This window comes from Virgibacillus sp. W0181, from assembly GCF_051846915.1.
Classification (GTDB): domain Bacteria; phylum Bacillota; class Bacilli; order Bacillales; family Amphibacillaceae; genus JBPYCR01.
In genome coordinates this window covers 40,853-61,561 of the sequence record NZ_JBPYCR010000002.1, presented here as the reverse complement: position 1 = coordinate 61,561, position 20,709 = coordinate 40,853, and the positions used below count along the sequence as shown (strand labels likewise).

At 37.3% G+C, this 20,709-nt stretch carries 21 protein-coding genes; all 21 read left to right on the top strand.

Annotated features, from left to right (window positions below; translation table 11 throughout):
* Positions 1 to 81 precede the first annotated feature (81 nt).
* Positions 82 to 870, top strand: coding sequence for a ribonuclease HII (locus ACLIBG_RS01620; RefSeq protein WP_439310959.1), 789 nt, complete (start codon positions 82 to 84; stop codon positions 868 to 870).
* Between the two features lie 2 nt (positions 871 to 872).
* Positions 873 to 2,627, top strand: coding sequence for a hypothetical protein (locus ACLIBG_RS01615; protein WP_439310958.1), 1,755 nt, complete (start codon positions 873 to 875; stop codon positions 2,625 to 2,627).
* The gene (locus tag ACLIBG_RS01610; protein WP_439310957.1) at positions 2,624 to 2,902 is read left to right on the top strand and encodes an EscU/YscU/HrcU family type III secretion system export apparatus switch protein; all 279 of its coding nucleotides are present in this window, start codon (positions 2,624 to 2,626) and stop codon (positions 2,900 to 2,902) included. Before ACLIBG_RS01615 ends, ACLIBG_RS01610 begins: the two co-directional genes overlap by 4 nt.
* A gap of 94 nt (positions 2,903 to 2,996) precedes the next feature.
* On the top strand, positions 2,997 to 4,157 hold the full coding sequence (gene sucC, locus ACLIBG_RS01605; RefSeq protein WP_439310956.1) for an ADP-forming succinate--CoA ligase subunit beta: 1,161 nt from the start codon (positions 2,997 to 2,999) through the stop codon (positions 4,155 to 4,157).
* Positions 4,158 to 4,214: 57 nt separating this feature from the next.
* Complete coding sequence (sucD, locus tag ACLIBG_RS01600) at positions 4,215 to 5,117, top strand: succinate--CoA ligase subunit alpha (RefSeq protein WP_439310955.1); 903 nt, start codon at positions 4,215 to 4,217, stop codon at positions 5,115 to 5,117.
* 189 nt (positions 5,118 to 5,306) lie between these two features.
* Positions 5,307 to 6,203 carry a DNA-processing protein DprA gene (gene dprA, locus ACLIBG_RS01595; RefSeq protein WP_439310954.1) on the top strand — a complete coding sequence of 299 codons (897 nt, stop codon included), beginning with the start codon at positions 5,307 to 5,309 and terminating at the stop codon, positions 6,201 to 6,203.
* 560 nt (positions 6,204 to 6,763) lie between these two features.
* Complete coding sequence (gene topA, locus ACLIBG_RS01590; RefSeq protein ID WP_439310953.1) at positions 6,764 to 8,842, top strand: type I DNA topoisomerase; 2,079 nt, start codon at positions 6,764 to 6,766, stop codon at positions 8,840 to 8,842.
* Between the two features lie 118 nt (positions 8,843 to 8,960).
* Positions 8,961 to 9,269, top strand: coding sequence for a hypothetical protein (locus ACLIBG_RS01585; protein ID WP_439310952.1), 309 nt, complete (start codon positions 8,961 to 8,963; stop codon positions 9,267 to 9,269).
* Between the two features lie 275 nt (positions 9,270 to 9,544).
* On the top strand, positions 9,545 to 10,447 hold the full coding sequence (gene xerC / locus ACLIBG_RS01580; protein ID WP_439310951.1) for a tyrosine recombinase XerC: 903 nt from the start codon (positions 9,545 to 9,547) through the stop codon (positions 10,445 to 10,447).
* Positions 10,448 to 10,476: 29 nt separating this feature from the next.
* Positions 10,477 to 11,022 carry an ATP-dependent protease subunit HslV gene (gene hslV / locus ACLIBG_RS01575; protein WP_439310950.1) on the top strand — a complete coding sequence of 182 codons (546 nt, stop codon included), beginning with the start codon at positions 10,477 to 10,479 and terminating at the stop codon, positions 11,020 to 11,022.
* Positions 11,023 to 11,041: 19 nt separating this feature from the next.
* Complete coding sequence (gene hslU, locus ACLIBG_RS01570; RefSeq protein WP_439310949.1) at positions 11,042 to 12,445, top strand: ATP-dependent protease ATPase subunit HslU; 1,404 nt, start codon at positions 11,042 to 11,044, stop codon at positions 12,443 to 12,445.
* Positions 12,446 to 12,560: 115 nt separating this feature from the next.
* The gene (codY, locus tag ACLIBG_RS01565; protein ID WP_439310948.1) at positions 12,561 to 13,340 is read left to right on the top strand and encodes a GTP-sensing pleiotropic transcriptional regulator CodY; all 780 of its coding nucleotides are present in this window, start codon (positions 12,561 to 12,563) and stop codon (positions 13,338 to 13,340) included.
* Positions 13,341 to 13,696: 356 nt separating this feature from the next.
* A complete protein-coding gene (gene flgB / locus ACLIBG_RS01560) occupies positions 13,697 to 14,092 on the top strand; it encodes a flagellar basal body rod protein FlgB (RefSeq protein WP_439310947.1) in 396 nt (131 codons plus the stop codon).
* Positions 14,093 to 14,548: a flagellar basal body rod protein FlgC gene (flgC, locus tag ACLIBG_RS01555; protein WP_439310946.1), complete on the top strand. Its 456-nt coding sequence runs from the start codon at positions 14,093 to 14,095 to the stop codon at positions 14,546 to 14,548.
* Positions 14,549 to 14,566: 18 nt separating this feature from the next.
* Positions 14,567 to 14,872: a flagellar hook-basal body complex protein FliE gene (gene fliE, locus ACLIBG_RS01550; protein WP_439310945.1), complete on the top strand. Its 306-nt coding sequence runs from the start codon at positions 14,567 to 14,569 to the stop codon at positions 14,870 to 14,872.
* A gap of 108 nt (positions 14,873 to 14,980) precedes the next feature.
* A complete protein-coding gene (gene fliF / locus ACLIBG_RS01545) occupies positions 14,981 to 16,573 on the top strand; it encodes a flagellar basal-body MS-ring/collar protein FliF (protein WP_439310944.1) in 1,593 nt (530 codons plus the stop codon).
* An 11-nt stretch (positions 16,574 to 16,584) separates the two neighbouring features.
* Complete coding sequence (fliG, locus tag ACLIBG_RS01540; protein ID WP_439310943.1) at positions 16,585 to 17,598, top strand: flagellar motor switch protein FliG; 1,014 nt, start codon at positions 16,585 to 16,587, stop codon at positions 17,596 to 17,598.
* Positions 17,591 to 18,346, top strand: a complete 756-nt coding sequence (gene fliH, locus ACLIBG_RS01535; RefSeq protein WP_439310942.1) for a flagellar assembly protein FliH — start codon at positions 17,591 to 17,593, stop codon at positions 18,344 to 18,346. The genes fliG and fliH overlap by 8 nt, the downstream gene beginning before the upstream one ends.
* The gene (gene fliI / locus ACLIBG_RS01530) at positions 18,346 to 19,665 is read left to right on the top strand and encodes a flagellar protein export ATPase FliI (protein ID WP_439310941.1); all 1,320 of its coding nucleotides are present in this window, start codon (positions 18,346 to 18,348) and stop codon (positions 19,663 to 19,665) included. The genes fliH and fliI overlap by 1 nt, the downstream gene beginning before the upstream one ends.
* The gene (gene fliJ, locus ACLIBG_RS01525) at positions 19,666 to 20,097 is read left to right on the top strand and encodes a flagellar export protein FliJ (RefSeq protein ID WP_439310940.1); all 432 of its coding nucleotides are present in this window, start codon (positions 19,666 to 19,668) and stop codon (positions 20,095 to 20,097) included.
* A 5-nt stretch (positions 20,098 to 20,102) separates the two neighbouring features.
* Entirely contained in the window at positions 20,103 to 20,687 is a 585-nt protein-coding gene (locus ACLIBG_RS01520) for a MotE family protein (protein WP_439310939.1), read from the top strand.
* Positions 20,688 to 20,709: the final 22 nt, after the last annotated feature.

The following is a 20,709-nucleotide window of genomic DNA, read 5'->3' as shown; positions in this document are numbered from 1 at the left end:
ATATAATCGCCCATATAAACTATGAAATTATTGATAAAGCACATTTATTACCGATATAAAGAGTGAAGGTAAGGTGAAACGATGGAACATAAGTCGATCGCACAAGTGAAGGAATTATTTGAAACCTCCGAAATAACCGAGGAGATGCTGAACACATTGAGTTCTGACAAGCGTAAAGGTGTGCAGCAACTGGTTCGTACATATTTAAAAAAGCAACGAGCACGACAGGAAGCAGAGAAAATGTTTGTATCGATGACTCGTTATGAGCAATCAGGCTATGCACAAAATTATGAATTGATTGCTGGGGTTGATGAAGCTGGTCGCGGCCCGCTTGCAGGACCAGTAGTAGCTGCCGCTGTTATTTTACCAAGCGATTTTAAATTAATTGGACTGACCGATTCAAAGTTATTAAAACATTCAGAACGCGTTACGTTTTATAAACAAATAAAACAGCGTGCGATCAGTTATGGTATATCATTGGTCAGTAATGAAAAAATTGATGAACTGAACATACTTCAAGCGACAAAGCATGCGATGTACCATGCACTGAAACAGCTTCATCCGCAACCGGATTATGTTTTACTCGATGCAATTCAGCTGGAAAAGCTACAATATCCATCCAAGTCAATTATAAAGGGAGATCAAAAAAGTATATCTATTGCAGCAGCCAGTATATTAGCAAAAGTAACTCGCGATCAATTAATGAATAAGATCGGTAAAGAGTATCCGCAATATCAATTTTCGTCTAACATGGGTTATGGGACAAAACAGCATATTGACATGCTAAAAAAGCATGGAGCAACCCCTTATCACCGTAGATCTTTTGCCCCTGTTAGGGATGCTGTCAGCCGCTCTTTGGGAGGTGACTAATTGTGCGTGTTAATGATGTGATAAACAAGCAGTCTGTCAAATTGAATGATACTCAAAACAAATTGCGTCCCGGACAAATAATTCAAGGCAATATTTTAAAATTATATCCGAATAACAAAGCGCGTATTCAACTCGGTACAATGAAATTAACTGCCCAATTGGAGGCAGCATTGACCATTGGGAAAAAGTATTTTTTCCAAGTTGAAAAAGTGGATGATGTCATTCATTTAAAAGTACTTCATGAAGTAGCGAAAAAGGTTGGACAAGAAACAGTCAAAAACATACTACACCAATTGAATCTGCCGCCAACAAAAGCTAATATGCAGTTTGTTCAATTGCTCCTAAACGAAAGAATACCATTTACGAAAGAACAACTGATGAATGCGTTGGATATCTTAAAGGGTCAAAAAAGTAGAAGCGAAGTTCATTTTATTTTAAAGCAAATGGTTGCTAATCAACTGCCAATGACAGAAGCTGTATTTCAGTCATTACATATAAAAGCTGGCTCTAATTTTACAGATCAGCTGCTCGGTCTATTGCACCAGCTTGAAAAAGCGCAACATTCATCCCCACTTATGAACCAATTAAAAGAAGGAATTAAACAAATTACAGATCCTATCACAATGGATCGTGCATTCATAAACCAAATAAAGCAAGATGCCGAATCTAGTCAAACGTTACTATTCCGAATACTAAAGGCAAGTGGGGCAATTAATCAGCAAATCACCTTTTCTACTTGGAAATCGAGTTGGGAGCCGTTTTTAAACGACCAACTTTCAACTGAACGTACCTACCCCCATTCTTTTAACACCCGTTTTGCATTAGAACAAATTAATCATTTACATAAAAATAGGGTTGTATTAATACAGGAAGCAAAAAAAATTCTCACCCAATGGGGAGTTACACTCAAAAGTAAAGCGCATGACAATAATATGATTTCCGAACAACAATTTTCTTCTTTGCATCAAAATATAAAAAATAATATTGTACCCATTCTTACACAGTACCAGCAGCAACACATGCTGTCGATAACCGAAAACAAGCCTTCACTCTATAGCAACTTATTATCTTTGCTGCAAATGTACTCGAATACAGAAACATATAAACAAATTGAACACGTACAATCCGTAACCAGTGGGCAGATGGACACAAATACTGTAAAGGACCAGTTTTTAGCATTAATGAAACAAGTCGTACATTTAACTCGTACAATACCACAAACAGATACACAGGCGATCGATCCACCGATTAAATCGATATTAATGCAATTGCTGCCGCACAGCGATTCACTTGTCCATGATCGTGCTCATCAGCTGTTACATTTTATAAATGGACTTCAAATTGATTCTGTACAAGAAACAAACCACTTTATTCAAGCAAGCCTACTACTTCCGGGTGAAAAATTTTCGTTAAATAAAGATTTACAATTCGAGTTTGAAAGTAAAAAAACACCGGATGGTAAAATCGATCCAAATTTCTGTCGTATTCTCTTTGTTTTGGAATTAAATATGATAAAAGATACAATAATAGATATGAGTATCCAAAAGCGATTTGTTACAGTGACCATTTTTAATGATTATTTAACGCAAGAGGATGTACGTTTGCAATCTGTACTGAAAAAAGGAATGGAAAGCTTGGATTATCAAATGTCAAATATAACTGTCAAGCCATTGCATGAGTTAAACAGGCCTAGCAAAAAAACATTAGATGTTACGCGTGCTCCGGATTCTTATAAGGGAGTTGATTACAGAATATGAATAAATATAGAAAAAAAGCTGCTGCTCTTCGTTATGACACAGAAAGGAATGCTGCACCAAAAGTTGTAGCTTCCGGAAAGGGACTAATTGCAGAAAATATTTTGGACAAGGCAGAACAAAATAAAATTCCTATGGTGGAAGACCCCTCGTTAGCAGAACTCTTAAGTGAATTAAACATCAATGAAACGATACCGGAAGAACTTTATCAAGCTGTTGCAGAAGTTTTTGCTTATGTCTATCAACTTGATAAAACGATGGAAGTTGAAAATAAATAGTAATATAAAGTGATAATTATTACTTATTCTTTGTTATATTTGTTTTTTTTTATTACAATAGAATTTGCAGTCAATTTTGATCGGAGGATAAAGGATGAATATTCATGAGTATCAAGGCAAGAACATTCTACGGGAATATGGTGTAAGGGTTCCCGATGGTCATGTAGCTTATTCAGTTGATGAAGCTGTTGAATATGCAAAAGGACTAAACAGTCCAGTGGCCGTAGTAAAAGCACAAATTCATGCAGGTGGAAGAGGAAAGGCAGGAGGAGTTAAAGTTGCAAATAACATGCAAGAAGTTCGTGTGTATGCAAAAGAAATTCTAGGTAAAGTATTAGTAACTCCTCAAACAGGTCCTGAAGGAAAAGAAGTAAAACGTTTATTAGTTGAAGAAGGCTGCGATATCGACCAGGAATATTATTTAAGTTTTGTACTGGATCGTAAAATCAACCGAATTGTTATGATGGGTTCAGAAGAAGGCGGAACTGAAATAGAAGAAGTAGCAGCAGCAACACCAGAGAAGATTTTTAAAGAAGTAATTAATCCGGAAATAGGGTTATCCGGGTTCCAGGCTCGCAGAATGGCATTTAATATTAATATTCCTTATAAAATGGTAGGAAAAGCTGTGAAAATTATGATGGGCATTTATCAAGCATTTATCGAAAAAGATTGCATGATTGCAGAAATAAACCCGCTAGTAACAACTGGTGATGGTGAAGTACTCGCATTGGATACGAAGCTGAACTTTGACGATAATGCTTTACACAGACAAAAGGAGATTTTGGAGCTTCGTGATTTGGATGAAGAAAATAGAAATGAAATTGAAGCGTCTAAATACGATTTAAGCTATATTTCACTTGATGGAAATATCGGTTGCATGGTAAATGGGGCCGGTCTCGCTATGGCAACGATGGATATTATTAAATATCACGGTGGTAATCCTTCTAATTTCTTGGATGTTGGAGGAGATGCTACACCGGAAAAAGTAGCCGAAGCATTCAAAATTATTTTATCCGATTCTGAAGTAAAAGGAATATTTGTAAACGTGTTTGGTGGAATTATGAGATGCGACTTTATCGCCAAAGGAATTATTGCTGCAACAGAAAAATTTGGTTTGGATATTCCGCTTGTCGTTCGATTGGAAGGAACGAATGTGGATTTAGGGAAACAATTGCTCAATGAATCTAACCTGAATATAACCGCAGCAGATTCAATGGCTGACGGTGCCGAAAAAATCGTATCAATGGTTCGTTAAAACAATAAACACAAGAAAAAAACGTACTATGGCGAAGAGAAAGGACGTACGAAAATAATGAGTATATATGTAAATAAAGATACGAAAGTAATTGTTCAAGGAATTACTGGCGCTGCCGGTAAATATCATACAGAACAAATGCTTAAATATGGCACGAAAATTGTCGGCGGAGTAACGCCTACCAAAGGTGGTACTGAGATTTTAGGTGTACCTGTTTTTAATACAGTTCAAGAAGCTGTGGAAGCTACAGGTGCAACAGTTTCAATTATTTATGTCCCTGCCCCATTTGCGGCAGATGCGATTTTAGAAGCGACTGATGCAGATTTGGAACTTACGATCTGTATTACAGAACATATTCCAATTTTGGATATGGTAAAAGTTAGACGGTATATGGAAGACAAAAAGACACGTTTAATTGGTCCGAATTGCCCAGGAGTAATTACTGCCGAAGAATGTAAGATTGGCATTATGCCTGGTTATATTCATAAAAAAGGTCATATTGGTGTTGTTTCGCGTTCCGGTACATTGACGTACGAAGCAGTTCATCAACTGTCCGAGGAAGGCTATGGGCAATCAACTGCAGTAGGTATCGGTGGAGACCCTGTGAACGGAACGAACTTTATTGATGTTTTAAAGGAATTTAATGAAGATCCCGATACATATGCCGTTATGATGATCGGAGAAATTGGCGGAACAGCTGAAGAAGATGCTGCCAGATGGGTTAAAGAAAATATGAAAAAACCGGTAGCAGGATTTATCGGCGGAGCAACTGCCCCTCCTGGAAAAAGAATGGGACATGCAGGTGCGATTATTTCCGGTGGGGAAGGTACAGCTGCTGAAAAGCAACGTGTCATGAAAGAGTGCGGTATTGGTGTTGCTGAATCACCTGCAAAAATGGGTAAAACAATGATTCAATTGCTTGAAGAAAATGGTTTAACTGCAAAATGTAAAACACATTAAAAATGTTTTTGTAATAAGCATGTTTTCAAAAGCACCGAATTAATAGCGATGCATAAAACAAGCCTGTGAAGTAATTCGCCACTCATAATTTGGTAGCTTTTTGAACATCGCCTATAAATACTACACTAAGAAGAACCTGAAGAGAGCGAATATCAGGTTCTTCTTTATAATAATGGAGGATTGATGTTATTGAACCCAATAAGAAATAGATTAATTCATGTTTACCATTGCCGTGGCATATCACGACGAAAGTTTCACACATTAATACAACATGATTCCGATTTAAAAGAAATATACACACTTACTCCAACAGACATAAGCCACCGATTATCCATCCCCTTTGATAAAGCCACATCTTTCTACAAAGATCTCCATGATAGCCGGCGATTTGAAAAAATTAAGCAAGCCGTATCCTCTCTTCCAATAATCACGATTTATGATTCGATTTATCCTGCCTTTTTGAAAACAATTAGTGACCCGCCTATTATTTTATACGCAAATGGTAATGTATCTTTACTGAATCATACTCCGTCTATAAGCGTTATAGGCACAAGAAATCCATCAAGGGACGCTTTTAGTAAAATGGAATATATCATTCGTCCACTAGTGGATAATAATTGGCTTATTGTCAGTGGAATGGCAAAAGGGATTGATAGTTATGCACATCAAATTGCATTAAAATATGGCGGGCATACGATTGCTGTTTTAGGTGGTGGATTTGAGCATATTTACCCAAAGCAAAATATACATTTATTCCGACAAATTTCACGTAAAGGCCTTGTCCTCAGTGAATACTCTCCATCAGTTGCTCCCCAAAAATATCACTTTCCGGAACGCAATAGGATTATTAGTGGCCTGAGTTTTGGAACACTTGTCGTTGAAGCAAAAGAAAGAAGTGGAACAATGATTACCGTGGACCAGGCACTGGAACAGGGGCGGGAAGTATACGCATTGCCAGGCTCACCCCTTGATCCTCAGACAAAAGGATGTCATCAAATGATTCAAGAAGGGGCAAAATTAGTAATTGGTTCAGAAGATATTACCGAAGATTGGAATCGTTTACGAATAAATGTATATAATCTGTAGGTAAACTTCTTTTTCCGGTAGAAAATCATAGGAATGTTATAGATATGCAGATGGCTGTAGCACCTTTTGTTAAAAAAGTATTATTTAAAATATTATTCATTCAAGACTTGTTTTTCGAACTAATTAAAATCCGTATACGAAACATTGATTAATGCTAATATTGATCAGGGTTATTTAAAGGAAAACGATTGTATATTTGACAAAAGTATCAGATGTACTTACTATTAGTGGAGATTTCCGTTTTTTATTTTCATGTTTAAAAAAATGGATATAAACAACAATATGTATGAAAACATCTATTTAAATATATCACATTCCAAAAACACAAAAATATTCAATAAAGCGCAGTTCCAGTGTATTGGGATGGGCTTCCATAGAGTACGGTGTTGCTCATATGACGTAGGTGGCTTTAACGAAAGTTTCTTATATTCTGGAGAAAAACAAGCTAGTGAGCGCTAGTTCTCAGTTGAAGCTTATCTTGATTGGAACGATTTTTGCAATACTTTTTTATTAACCATATAGAGCATTTAAATTGTCACCTCATTTGGGGAGGAAAGCATATGTCAGATTATCTTGTAATAGTAGAGTCGCCCGCCAAAGCAAAAACAATCGAGCGATATTTAGGTAAAAAGTATAAAGTTAAAGCATCCATGGGCCACGTGATTGATTTGCCTAAAAGTCAAATGGGTGTCGATGTAGAAAATGAATTTTCTCCAAAATATATAACGATCCGCGGGAAAGGCGATGTTTTAAAAGAATTAAGAAAAGAAGCTAAAAAAGCAAAAAGAATCTATCTCGCAGCTGACCCCGACAGAGAAGGAGAAGCGATAGCATGGCATTTAGCCCATGCACTTAAAGTAGATGAAACATCCGAATGCCGAGTCGTATTTAATGAAATTACAAAAGATGCCATTAAAGAATCGTTTAAAAATCCGCGTAAAATTGACTATGATTTGGTAGATGCCCAGCAAGCAAGAAGAATTCTTGATCGGCTAGTAGGTTACAATATCAGTCCATTATTATGGAAAAAAGTAAAAAAGGGACTTAGTGCCGGCCGCGTTCAATCCGTAGCCGTCAAAATGATTATTGATCGGGAAAAGGAAATTGAAAACTTTACACCGGAAGAATACTGGTCGATTGAAGCTCAATTTCAAAAGGGGAAAAAGAATTTTGAAGGGTTGTTTTATGGTTTCGATGGTAAAAAACAACCATTGAAACAAGAAAAAAATGTGAATGAAGTACTGGAAAAAATTAAAAATAAAAAGTTTACCGTAAGTAAGGTGACTAAGCGAGAGCGCAAGAGAAATCCTTCCAAACCATTTATTACATCTTCTTTACAACAGGAAGCTGCACGCAAGCTTAATTTTAAAGCTAGAAAGACAATGATGATTGCTCAACAGCTGTATGAAGGAATCGATTTGGGCAAAAAGTCAGGCGGTATAACCGGGTTAATCACTTATATGCGTACAGACTCTACGCGTATTGCTGATTCAGCAAAAGAAGAAGCGAAAAGTTATATTGAAGAAAATTATGGCAAGGAATACACGGGACCCAAACAAAAGAAACAAAGTCAGCAAGGCGCCCAAGATGCACACGAAGCTGTCAGACCAACATCTGCTTCTAAAGATCCTCAATCACTAAAAGATGTCTTATCACGTGATCAGTACAGATTATATAAATTAATTTATGAGCGCTTTTTAGCAAGTCAGATGGCCCCGGCGATTATGGATACAATGTCGGTTCAGTTGGACAACAATGGTATTGAGTTTCGTGCAACAGGTTCTAAGGTAAAATTTAAAGGGTTTATGAAAGTTTATGTTGAAGGTAATGATGGGAATAAAAAAGAAGAAGATAAAATTTTACCCGACCTGGAAGAGGGAGAGGTTGTTGATGCCAAAGAAATTTTACCAAAACAGCATTTTACACAACCGCCCCCACGTTATACAGAAGCAACGTTAGTCGGGACGATGGAAAAACAAGGACTCGGCCGCCCGTCAACATACGCGCCTACATTAGATACTATTCAAAGACGCGGTTATGTAGGAATGGATAATCGTCGATTTGTTCCGACTGAATTAGGTATGATCGTGATAGATATATTAGAAAAGTATTTTCCGGAAATTATCGATGTTGATTTTACTGTTAAGATGGAAGGTGACCTTGACTCGATTGAAGAAGGCAAGATAAAGTGGATCCATATCATAGATGACTTCTATAAAGATTTTAACAAACGTCTGGAAAAAGCCGAAGAAGAAATGGAAGAAATAGAAATTAAAGATGAACCTGCTGGAATTGATTGTGAAAAATGCGGTCATGAAATGGTCTATAAAATGGGCAGATATGGGAAGTTTTTAGCTTGCTCAAATTTTCCTGACTGTCGTAATACAAAGCCGATCCTGAAAAAAATCGGTGTCACTTGTCCAAAGTGTAAAAAAGGCGATGTTGTAGAAAGGAAATCCAAAAAACGACGGACCTTTTATGGATGTGATCAATATCCTGACTGTGATTTTGTTTCATGGGATAAACCGATTGCCAGAACATGTCCGGTTTGTGATTCAGTACTTGTGGAAAAGAAGAGTAAAAAACAAACACAAGTCAAATGTATAGCTTGTGATTATAAGGAAGACACTCAAACTTAAAAAACTGTGCGCCTAGGCGTGCAGTTTTTTAAATTATACTTAAGCAACAAAGGATGTTTGATTGATAACATATAAGGGAAATCCATATATTGAGAATATGTTTTATGGGGGTATGAAAATGACGACTCGTAATAAATATTATGTAACGATAGATGCAAAGGAAGTTCGCACAAGTCCATTGCCGGATGGAACGAATTATACTATTTTAGCTACGGAAGATGAGGCTAAAGAACTTCGCATGATATTTACAAATATGGAGAATGAATCAAAAGAAGCTTTAAAGCATATTTTAAAACCGTTCGATGAAAGACCGGTTGATATAGAAAGAAATAAATATGATACGGATCTATTATATATTTACCAACGTGTACATGATCTAGGGACGGAAGAAACAAAATTAAGTATTAAACAGTTAGGTTTGTTTTAATTTTTGAAGATGATTTACGAATAATTACCGATACAAAGAAACAATGAGCAATCCGAAATCTTGTTTGTTGACTCCTTATTACGAAATATATATAATTGTTCTTTGGTAAATGATAAAGATTCTTAGGTGCCGTTGCATAATAATGCTCAATAAATAACATAACACTTTGTACTATCTTTACTTTCGTTTCAGAATTTTGTTACAATTTAGTTAAATTGATTGCTATCTGTATTTTTGTATGTTATGATTTATTCGCTGTTCACTGAGGTGAAGGAATGTTTAGTCAATTTCAAAAAATGTTTAAAGAATATTTACAAATTGAAAAGAATGCTTCACCGTATACCGTTAAATATTACATTGATGATTTGCTAATCTTTTTTCGCTTTTTGCATAAAGAAGGGATTCAAAGTTTGGAAGAAGTAGACGAACGTGTTGTTCGGCTGTTTTTAACAACCCTTTATGATGAACAATTAAGCAGAAGATCCGTTTCCAGAAAGATTTCAGCTCTAAGAAGTTTTTACAAGTTTCTTGCCAGAGAAAGAATTGTAAAAACGAATCCTTTTCGTCAAATTGTATTGCCGAAACAATCGAAACCAATTCCTGGTTTTTTTTACTTAGAAGAGATGGATGCACTTTTTAAGGCAAATGACTTAACAACACCTCTTGGCCAAAGAAATCAAGCGATATTAGAAATTATATATGCAACGGGTATTAGAGTGAGTGAATGTCAACAGTTATTAATCGACGATATAGATTTTTCGATTGGCACCATCCTAGTTACAGGGAAAGGGAGAAAAGAACGCTATATTCCATTTGGGAGCTTTGCATCAGCCGCTTTGGAGGAATATATAAATGACGGAAGAGAAATACTATTGGAAAAAAGTAATAAAACTGCCAATTATTTATTTTTAAACGCACGGGGCAAACCTTTAACAACGAGAGGCATACGACTCGTTCTAAATAAAATAGTTGAGGATACAGCTGGGACGGTACATATTCATCCCCATAAATTACGCCATTCGTTTGCGACTCACATGTTGAATGAAGGTGCTGACCTTCGTACCGTACAAGAATTGTTAGGTCACGAAAATTTATCATCGACCCAAATATATACCCATGTTACAAAAGATCGTTTACGTAATGTGTATATGAATAGTCATCCACGGGCAAAACGATAATAAACGACTATGTATAAGTGAGGGATCATATGCCAACTGATATGCATGCAACAACTATTTTCGCCATTCAGCACAACGGAAAATGTGCAATGAGCGGTGATGGTCAAGTAACTTTGGGAAATGCAGTTGTAATGAAACATAAGGCAAAAAAAGTACGTACGTTATTTAATGGGCAAGTGTTGGCGGGCTTTGCAGGGTCTGTTGCCGATGCATTTACGTTATTTGAAAAATTCGAAGGGAAATTGGAAGCTTTTGATGGAAATTTAATGCGCGCTTCAGTAGAACTTGCAAAAGAATGGCGTAGCGACAAGGTCCTTCGTAAACTGGAAGCTATGCTTATTGTGATGAATAAAGATCACATGTTTCTTGTATCCGGAACAGGTGAAGTTATTGAGCCGGATGATGGGATGCTGGCAATTGGCTCCGGTGGTAATTATGCACTTAGTGCTGGCAGAGCATTAGTGAAGTATTCCAACGAATTGTCGGCAAAAGAAATTGCTAAAGCAGCTCTCGAGATCGCTGGAGAAATATGTGTTTATACGAACGATCAAATAACGTTGAAAGTACTTGATTAACGAAGGAGGCCTCGACATAATGGCAGAAAGCTTAACCCCGAAAGAAATTGTTGATCAACTGGACCGTTTTATCATCGGGCAAAATACAGCTAAAAGGTCAGTAGCCGTTGCTTTACGAAATCGTTATCGAAGAATGCAACTTGATGAATCAATAAAAGAAGAAATTGTACCAAAAAACATTTTAATGATTGGCCCAACCGGTGTCGGTAAAACGGAAGTCGCAAGAAGACTTGCTAAGTTGGTAAACGCACCTTTTATAAAAGTGGAGGCTACAAAGTTTACGGAAGTCGGTTACGTCGGTCGAGATGTTGAGTCTATGATCCGCGATCTGGTAGAAATGGCCATGCGTATGGTAAAAGAAGAAAAAATGAATGAAGTTATGGGGAAAGCGGAGGAAGAAGCGAATAAGAAACTCGTAACACTGCTTGTCCCGCAAGCAAAAAAACAATCGAACACGATGAAAAATCCGTTCGAAATGTTGTTTCCGAACCAGGAACAGGATGATGATGACACCAATAAACAAGAACATGCTGAGAATGAGGAAATAAAAAACAAGCGGCAAAGAGTCAAGCGTCAATTGGAAATGGGCGAACTGGAAAAAAACATAGTAACGGTAGAGCTTGATGAAATGCCTCCATCCATGTTCGATATGCTGCAAGGCTCTGGTATGGAACAAATGGGAATGAACATGCAAGACGCCTTTAGTCAATTCATGCCCAAAAAGAAGAAGAAACGCAAATTACCGGTACATGAAGCGCGTAAGGTACTAACTCAAGTAGAGGCGCAAAAGCTTATCGATATGGAAGAGGCTGCACAAGAAGCTGTCCTTCGTGCCGAGCAGTCAGGAATTGTGTTTATTGATGAAATTGATAAAGTAGCAGCAAAACAGGAACATGGAGCGAACGTTTCCAGAGAAGGTGTACAGCGAGATGTTTTACCGATTGTTGAAGGTTCCACTGTTGTAACAAAACACGGGCCGGTGAAAACAGATCATATGTTATTTATAGCTGCAGGAGCTTTTCACATGGCTAAACCGTCCGACTTAATTCCGGAATTACAAGGTCGCTTCCCAGTACGTGTTGAATTTGAAAAGCTTACAGTAGAAGATTTTAAACGCATCTTAAAAGAACCATCCAACGCGTTGCTGAAACAATATGAAGCGTTATTGCAAACAGAAGGTATAAAAGTTGTTTTTACGGACGAAGCTGTAGATAGACTTGCAGAAATTGCCTTTCAAGTAAATCAGCAATCCGACAATATCGGGGCAAGAAGACTTCATACGATATTGGAAAAACTATTGGAGGATCTATCATTTGAAGCTCCGGAAATAGGTATGGGTGAAATTGAAATCACGACTGGCTATGTAAATGAAAAACTTAATAAAATAGTACATGATAAAGACTTAACACAATTTATTTTATAATTGGCAATAAATTGTCGAATTTAATCGATAAAGTTAGGCTAAATCAGTGGTAAAATAATTATAACCGCTTATTTTAAATATAAAACAGAGGATATTGAATGGAGGATTTTTTGAAATGAAATTATTAGATCGAAGCCGCAGAATCAATGCCATGCTACAAAAATCAGCAGGTAAACCAGTTAACTTTAACGATATGTCAAAAACGTTAACAGAAGTAATAAATGGAAATGTATTTATCTTAAGCAGGCGCGGAAAGCTATTAGGCGTCGCAATAAATCAAGAGATTGAAAATGAACGTATGAAAGAAATGCTCGAAAAACGGCAGTTTCCTGAAGAATATACACAAGGGCTTTTCAACATTCATGAAACGACAGCCAATATCGATATTAACAGTGTGCATACTGTTTTTCCATATGAGAACCGCGAGTTATTCCAAGGTGGCTTAACAACTGTTGTGCCTATCATTGGTGGCGGTGAACGACTTGGCACACTTATATTGAGCAGATTGTCAGAAGAATTCAGTGATGATGATCTTATCCTTGCAGAATATGGGGCTACGGTAGTAGGAATGGAAATTTTACAAGGAAAAGCCGAAGAAATTGAATTGGAAGCTCGTAGTAAAGCGGTCGTACAAATGGCCATCAGCTCTTTATCATACAGTGAATTGGAAGCGATCGATCATATATTTGAAGAGCTAAATGGAAAAGAAGGGCTTCTTGTAGCAAGTAAAATAGCAGACCGAGTCGGTATTACACGTTCAGTTATTGTAAATGCATTAAGAAAGCTCGAAAGTGCTGGTGTAATTGAATCTCGTTCACTAGGAATGAAAGGAACATTCATTAAAGTTCTAAATGACAAGTTTCTAGTTGAACTTGAGAAATTACGTACAAGATAATAACATCATTTTACTTCATAATGGAAAAAAACAGCCAGTGAATGCATTGGCTGTTTTTTATATAGCTCCTATTACTCCATTACAACCTCCTACATTTGCAGTCGTCAATTAATGAACAATTTGCTCCATCATTCCTTTTCCACCATAATTGGTTTGAATCCCCTATCCTTGTTTATATTCCAAATAACCTGAAACACCCTCATTAAACACTAGGTAATTTGTACTATTTAATGGAATTGTCAAAATTGTTGTCGAAATATGGTAGACTTTCTTACTAATATAAATTACAATATCGATATCAATGAAAATAAAATGGTTGTACATATCGCCTATAGGAAGCAGCGGGGGAGATTACTTTGAAATTATTTAATAATACTTTTCGAACATTGGAACAATCACTGCAATACGCTTCTGCAAAAAACGAGACAATTTCCAATAACATTGCGAACGTTGACACTCCTAACTATAAGTCGAAGAATGTTATGTTCAAATCCGTGTTGAACGACTCTATGAGCGACTTGGCAGCACAACGGACCCATCCCAAACACATTCCATTCACATCTCAATCTGAAAATAAGCCTTTCGAAACAGTCACCAATTCCACGACAAATTACAATCATAATGGGAATAATGTTGATATGGATAAAGAAATGGCTAATTTAGCAAAAAATCAAATATATTACCAAAGTTTAATTGATCGATTGAATGGTAAGTTCGGCAGTCTGCAAACGGTTATAAGAGGAGGCAGATAGATGTCAATATTTAATGCATTAAATACAAGTGCTAGTGCGCTAACCGCTCAAAGGTTGAGAATGGATGTCACTTCATCAAATATTGCAAACGCACAAACAACTCGAGCAACTGTTAATGAAGCAGGAGAGTATGAGCCGTATAGAAGAAAAATGGTTGTTCTCGAGCCAAAAGAACGTTCTTTTCACTCTTTTTTACATAAAGCAACGACAAATCGAACAAAGGAAGCGAGCGGTGTAAAAGTAGCCAATATTATTGAAGATGACGAACCGTTTAAGGTTGTTTTTAACCCTTCGCATCCAGATGCAAATGAAGCTGGTTATGTTCAATTGCCTAATGTGGACCCATTAAAAGAAATGGTAGATTTAATGAGCGCTACGAGATCATATGAGGCGAATATTACGTCCATGAATGCTACGAAAAATATGTTGTTGAAGGCGTTAGAAATCGGAAAATAACAATAAGGAGCGATCGCCATGAATGAAGCAGCAATTAATCGTATTTCTCCCGGCATGCTCATGCAAGCACAGAAATATGGGCAACAGGAACCTGCCGAATCTCAATCCAAATTTGCTAATGTGCTTAAATCTGCCATACATCATACGAATGAACTGCAACAAGTTTCCAATCATAAAACAGAGCAACTGGCCCTAGGGAAAGTAAACGATTTGCATGATGTAATGATCTCAGCGCAAAAAGCTAGTATTACGCTAGAGACTACGGTACAGGTACAGCAAAAAGTACTTGATGCTTATAATGAAGTTATGCGGATGCAAGTATAGTTAACATATTCAACAGAGGACAGAAGTAAATTGTTATCAGGTCCTAAGACGTACTAATGTATCGTATGGACGCAGTAATTTTATTATAGAAAATCTGGTGGGGAATATATGAAAGAAAAAATTAAGCAAATAAAGGAGCGGCTTACTACTTTTTGGACAAGTCGAACAAAAAGCCAAAAAGTAACTTTTGTTGGATCAATAGCAATCATTTTTATTTTAATTGGTTCGATCATTTTTTTAACATCCAATACGAAATATGTTCCTTTATACAGTAATTTATCATTGCAGGAAATTGATCAAATAAAAACGGAACTGGATGCAAAGAGTGTTCCTTATGAATTGGACGCAGGGGGAACAACCATTTCTGTCCCCGAAGATCAAGTGGATTCCCTAATTGTGGAATTGGCAGGTCAAGGAATACCACATAGCGGGAATATAGATTATTCTTTTTTTAGTGAGAATGCATCATGGGGAATAACCGATAATGAATTCAACATTATGAAACTCGATGCCATGCAGACGGAATTAGCAAATTTGATGAAAGGCATTGAAGGTATCGATGATGCCCAAGTAATGATAAACATACCAGAGGAAACTGTTTTCGTTACAGATACAATGGAAAAAGCAAGTGCCTCTATTGTGTTAAATACAAAACTCGGCTATGAGTTTCAGGGTAATCAAGTGGAAACATTATATCATCTAGTTTCTAAAGCAGTCCCTAACTTACCGGCGGATAATATTGTTATTATGAATCAGTATTTCGAGTATTTTGAACAAAACGCTGCTTCGAATGCCCAGAACGAGTATACATATCAACAAACAGTGAAAAAAGATGTTGAAAGGGATATACGAAAACGATTGCAGCAAATGCTTGGAGCAATGGTAGGAATGGAAAAGGTTATCGTTTCGGTAACAACCGATATTGATTTTACGAATGAAAACCGAACAGAGGAACTAGTCGATCCAGTAGATCTGGAGAATATGGAAGGATTACCAGTAAGCATTGAAACTGTTCATGAAACGTATTCCGGAAACCAGCCAATTGGTGGGGTTGCCGGTACTGGAGAAGAAGATATTGCGAACTATCCCGAGGCACAAACCGGCGATGATGGCGAGTATGAGTTGGTGAAAGAAACAATAAACAATGAATTTAATCGCGTTCGTAAAGATATTGTAGAAAGTCCTTTTAAAATTAGAGATATCGGTATACAAGTTGCGGTAGACAATTTAAAAGCAACCGATGAAAACGATGAAATTCAATATTTATCAACCCAAGAGCAAAGCACAGTGGAACAAACGATCACATCCATTTTAAATTCAATGATCAGTACGTCCATTGATAAAGAATATGGGGAAGTTAATCCGGAAGAGAAAATATCAATCGTATTTCAAGAGTTTACTGGGAAGCAAACGATTCCTGAAAGTCCAAAGCCAATTATACCTATATGGATGTATGTTGTCGGAGGACTGTTATTATTAATTATTATCGTTTTATTTGTATTGTTGTTACGCAATCGAAAACAGGAAGAAGAAATAACGGAAGTTCCACAAGTAAATGAATCGGCACCGGAAGAGATTCCGGAAATTAGCGAAAAAACCGATTCGCAATCTGATATTCAGAGGAAACAGTTGGAGAAAATGGCAAAAGACAAACCAGAAGAGTTTGCAAAGCTGCTTCGGACCTGGATTACGGATGATTAGGGGGCTATTAAATGGCGAGACAAAAAAGAGAGGTTACCGGAAGGCAAAAGGCTGCTATTCTACTAATCTCTTTAGGCCCGGATGTTTCTGCGCAAGTATATAAGCATTTATCAGATGAAGAAATCGAAAAACTTAGCCTGGAAATTTCATCAGTAAAAAAAGTGGATACGGACGTAAAGGAAGATGTTCTGGAACAATTTCATCAAATTGCAGTTGCTCAGGATTACATTTCTCAAGGCGGTGTCGGGTATGCAAAAACCGTCTTGGAAAAAGCTTTTGGCAAGCAGGAAGCTACGAATATTATTAATCGTTTAACTTCTTCTTTACAAGTACGGCCGTTTGATTTTGCTAGAAAGGCTGATCCACATCAGGTGCTGAACTTTATTCAAAGTGAACACCCACAAACGATTGCACTCGTTTTATCTTATTTGGATCCTGAACAATCAGGGCAAATACTGTCTGAATTACAACAAGACGTTCAAGCAGACGTTGCGAAGCGAATAGCGGTAATGGATTCAACTTCTCCTGAGATAATAAGCCAGGTGGAGCAGGTACTTGAAAGAAACATTTCATCTTCATTGACAGAAGATTATACACAGACAGGTGGTATTGCTTCAGTCGTTGATGTGTTAAATGAAGTAGATAGAAGTACTGAACGAACCATTTTGGATGCGTTGGAAATTCAAGATCCGGAGCTTGCTGATGAAATTAAAAAACGAATGTTTATTTTTGATGACATCGTTATATTGGACAATCGTGCGATCCAGCGTGTTATTCGAGAGGTAGATAATGAAGATTTGCGACTATCTTTACGCGTAGCAAGTGATGAAGTAAAGGATGTCGTATTCAAAAACATGTCACAGCGCATGGCAGAAACATTCAAAGAAGAAATGGAATACATGGGGCCGGTTCGGCTGCGCGATGTAGAAGAGGCTCAAACAAGAATTGTCAGTGTTATTCGCAGACTGGAAGAAGTCGGAGAAATTGTCATAGCACGTGGTGGAGGTGACGATATCATTGTCTAGATCATCATCAACCATACATGTTAAGGAAAAAAAGGTAATTGAGGTTAAACCAATTAAAAAAATTGTGCAAACGGACGATCGAGCCAATTCCGAAGAGCAGGAACAAATTATCGTTCAGTCCAAACTGGATCAGATGAAAATTGAATTGAAGCAATTAGAGCACCACAGGGAAAAAATGGTGCAGGATATTTCAATAGAAATTGAGCAAGAAAAACAAAGATGGGAACAAGAGAAAGAACAATTGATCGAAAGAGTGAAAGAAGAGGGGTATCATGTCGGCTTCGAGTTAGGAAAACAAGATAGCCTAAACAAATACGAACAATTGATAGACAAGGCAAATGCTCTCGTACAAGCCGCAACAAAAGATTACTATGCGACTATTGAGGAAAGCAACGAAACCATTATTAGTTTAGCAATTCAAGCATCCCAAAAAATTTTAACGCATAGCCTTTCAGAGCACCCAGAGTCGTTTTTGCCAATCGTAACCGCAGCAATAACGGAATTGAAAGATCAATCGAGACTTTCCATATACTTACATCCGAATAATTATGAATTTGTACTGCAACAAAAAGAAGACTTAATGAAATCGCTGGATGGAGACACAAAAATTTCAATTTACATTGATCGGAAGCTATCGGAAAACGATTGCTTGATTGTTCACCCATTTGGACAAATCGATGCGGGTGTAGACACACAATTACAGCAAATTGAAAAAGCACTGCACGAAATATCCATGGAGTTGAAGTAATGGATACTAGTACATATATTTCAGCAATTGAACAAGTTGATACGTATAAAAGGTACGGAAAAGTGTTGCGCGTAGTCGGTTTGATGATCGAGTCGCTTGGCCCGGCAGCAAATGTAGGTGAAGTTTGCTATATTCACGCTGCTAACCATAATAAAAAGACTATTCTCTCTGAAGTAGTCGGTTTTAACAATGAGAAGATTATCCTTATGCCTTATGCTGAAGTAACTGAAATTGGCCCCGGCTGTCTCGTGGAGGCAACGGGTCATCCCTTGATGATTAAAATTGGACGCGGGCTTATCGGTAATGTGATAGATCCATTAGGGAACAGCTTGAATACTGCGAAGCTACCAAAAGGATTGACGAACTATATAACAGAACAATCATCGCCAAACCCGATGATGCGCACCCCTATTACAAAACCGATTCAGATTGGAATCAAAGCAATTGACGGTTTGCTTACGGTCGGCGAAGGTCAAAGAGTTGGTATCTTTGCTGGAAGTGGGGTAGGGAAAAGTACATTACTAGGTATGATTGCCCGTAACAGCAATGCCGATATTAACGTTATCGCCTTGATAGGTGAACGTGGTCGTGAAGTAAGAGAATTTGTGGAAAATGATCTTGGCAAGGACGGTTTGAAAAAATCAATCGTCGTTGCCGTGACTTCTGATCAGCCGGCTTTAATGCGTATAAAAGGTGCGTATACAGCTACAGCAATTAGTGAGTATTTTCGCGACTTAGGTTTTAAAGTGAACCTATTGATGGATTCTGTAACTCGCGTGGCCATGGCTCAACGGGAGGTTGGATTGGCAGTTGGTGAACCGCCTACCACTAAAGGATACACACCATCAGTATTTGCGATATTGCCCAAGCTGCTTGAACGGACAGGTACAAGTGAACATGGTTCGATTACAGCCTTTTATACCGTTTTAGTAGATGGGGATGACATGAATGAACCAATTGCTGATACCGTTAGAGGGATATTGGACGGTCATTTTGTTCTAGATCGTAAATTGGCAGAACAAGGTCAGTTTCCCGCTATTAATATATTAAAATCGATCAGTAGAGTAATGAATCAAGTTGCTGATAAAGAACACATCGTCGCTGCTCAGAAAATACGTTCCCTTATGGCTACTTATGAAGAAAACAATGAACTCATTCATATTGGAGCATATAAACGCGGAACAGATCCGGAAATAGATAAGGCCATCGCATTTTATCCAAAGATTAAAGCCTTTTTAAAGCAAGAAATGAATGAAGACGTATCAATCGAACAGTCAATTGCACAAATGGACAAGCTGCTTTCGGGAGGTGTGCTTTAATTGCCACTAACAACAGTACTGCAATTACGAGAAAAGGAAAAAGAGAACGCTCAAATCGCACATCATCAATCTCAAAAGGCATTTGAAGAAATTGCAACAGAACTGTATACCTTACTCAAAAAAAAAGAAACAGCAGAAGGCTCCTATGCATCAACGCTAAGTAAATCAATGCCAATTGACAAAATCAAAGAGCAACTAGCTTACATAGAAGCACTAAACGTTAAAATCATGAGATTGCAAGACCATGTCAATAGAGCGAGAAAAGAAATGGAAGAAAAGCAATCAATCTTAACTGAAGCATATGTAGAAGTGAAAAAGTTTGAAAAAGTCATTGAAAATAGAAATATAGAAGCGGAAAAAATTACTCTAAAACATGAACAAACTCTAATGGATGAACTATCTATTCGACAATATTTAAGCCAAAATAGGTGAGTAGAATGGAAAAGCAAAGTAAAAGTCGCAAGAATAAGTCAAATCCGATCATCTGGTTTATATTTGTTATCGTCGTTCCTTTGATTGTCGCAATTGTTCTAACCGTCATAATTCTATCAGTGGCAGGTGTAAATGTTGGCGATTGGATAAAAACAAACGGCAGTAAAATACCGATTGTTTCAACCGTAATAAAGACGGATGAAGAGAAGCAATTAGAGCAACAAAGTGAACAAGCTGCGGAAATGATTGATAAACAGCAAAGTGAAATTGGTGAATTAAATGATGAAATTGAAAATTTACAAGCAACGAATGATGAATTACAACAAAAGATTTTAAAGCTAGAAAAAAGCGCCCAAGATAATAAATCGGAAGAACAAGCTGAACCGGAAACGGTAGACTCGGTAAAGAAAACGGCGACATCATTTCGGAAAATGGACAAGGAAAAAGCAGCACTCATTTTCCAAAGTTTGGACAAGTCATCAGCGGTTGCCATTTTAAAGGAATTATCAAATGATGTGCGTGGGGAAATTATGGGAGAAATGGAACCGTCACTTGCTGCGGAACTAACGGAATTATTAATGGAGCAGTAATATGTTATAACGCCGTGAAGGG

Coding starts and splice junctions, on each gene's coding strand:
- ACLIBG_RS01620 (WP_439310959.1), top strand. CDS start 82: ATGGAACATAAGTCGATCGCACAAGTGAAGGAATTATTTGAAACCTCC.
- ACLIBG_RS01610 (WP_439310957.1), top strand. CDS start 2,624: ATGAATAAATATAGAAAAAAAGCTGCTGCTCTTCGTTATGACACAGAA.
- sucC (WP_439310956.1), top strand. CDS start 2,997: ATGAATATTCATGAGTATCAAGGCAAGAACATTCTACGGGAATATGGT.
- sucD (WP_439310955.1), top strand. CDS start 4,215: ATGAGTATATATGTAAATAAAGATACGAAAGTAATTGTTCAAGGAATT.
- topA (WP_439310953.1), top strand. CDS start 6,764: ATGTCAGATTATCTTGTAATAGTAGAGTCGCCCGCCAAAGCAAAAACA.
- ACLIBG_RS01585 (WP_439310952.1), top strand. CDS start 8,961: ATGACGACTCGTAATAAATATTATGTAACGATAGATGCAAAGGAAGTT.
- xerC (WP_439310951.1), top strand. CDS start 9,545: ATGTTTAGTCAATTTCAAAAAATGTTTAAAGAATATTTACAAATTGAA.
- hslV (WP_439310950.1), top strand. CDS start 10,477: ATGCCAACTGATATGCATGCAACAACTATTTTCGCCATTCAGCACAAC.
- hslU (WP_439310949.1), top strand. CDS start 11,042: ATGGCAGAAAGCTTAACCCCGAAAGAAATTGTTGATCAACTGGACCGT.
- codY (WP_439310948.1), top strand. CDS start 12,561: ATGAAATTATTAGATCGAAGCCGCAGAATCAATGCCATGCTACAAAAA.
- flgC (WP_439310946.1), top strand. CDS start 14,093: ATGTCAATATTTAATGCATTAAATACAAGTGCTAGTGCGCTAACCGCT.
- fliE (WP_439310945.1), top strand. CDS start 14,567: ATGAATGAAGCAGCAATTAATCGTATTTCTCCCGGCATGCTCATGCAA.
- fliF (WP_439310944.1), top strand. CDS start 14,981: ATGAAAGAAAAAATTAAGCAAATAAAGGAGCGGCTTACTACTTTTTGG.
- fliG (WP_439310943.1), top strand. CDS start 16,585: ATGGCGAGACAAAAAAGAGAGGTTACCGGAAGGCAAAAGGCTGCTATT.
- fliI (WP_439310941.1), top strand. CDS start 18,346: ATGGATACTAGTACATATATTTCAGCAATTGAACAAGTTGATACGTAT.
- ACLIBG_RS01520 (WP_439310939.1), top strand. CDS start 20,103: ATGGAAAAGCAAAGTAAAAGTCGCAAGAATAAGTCAAATCCGATCATC.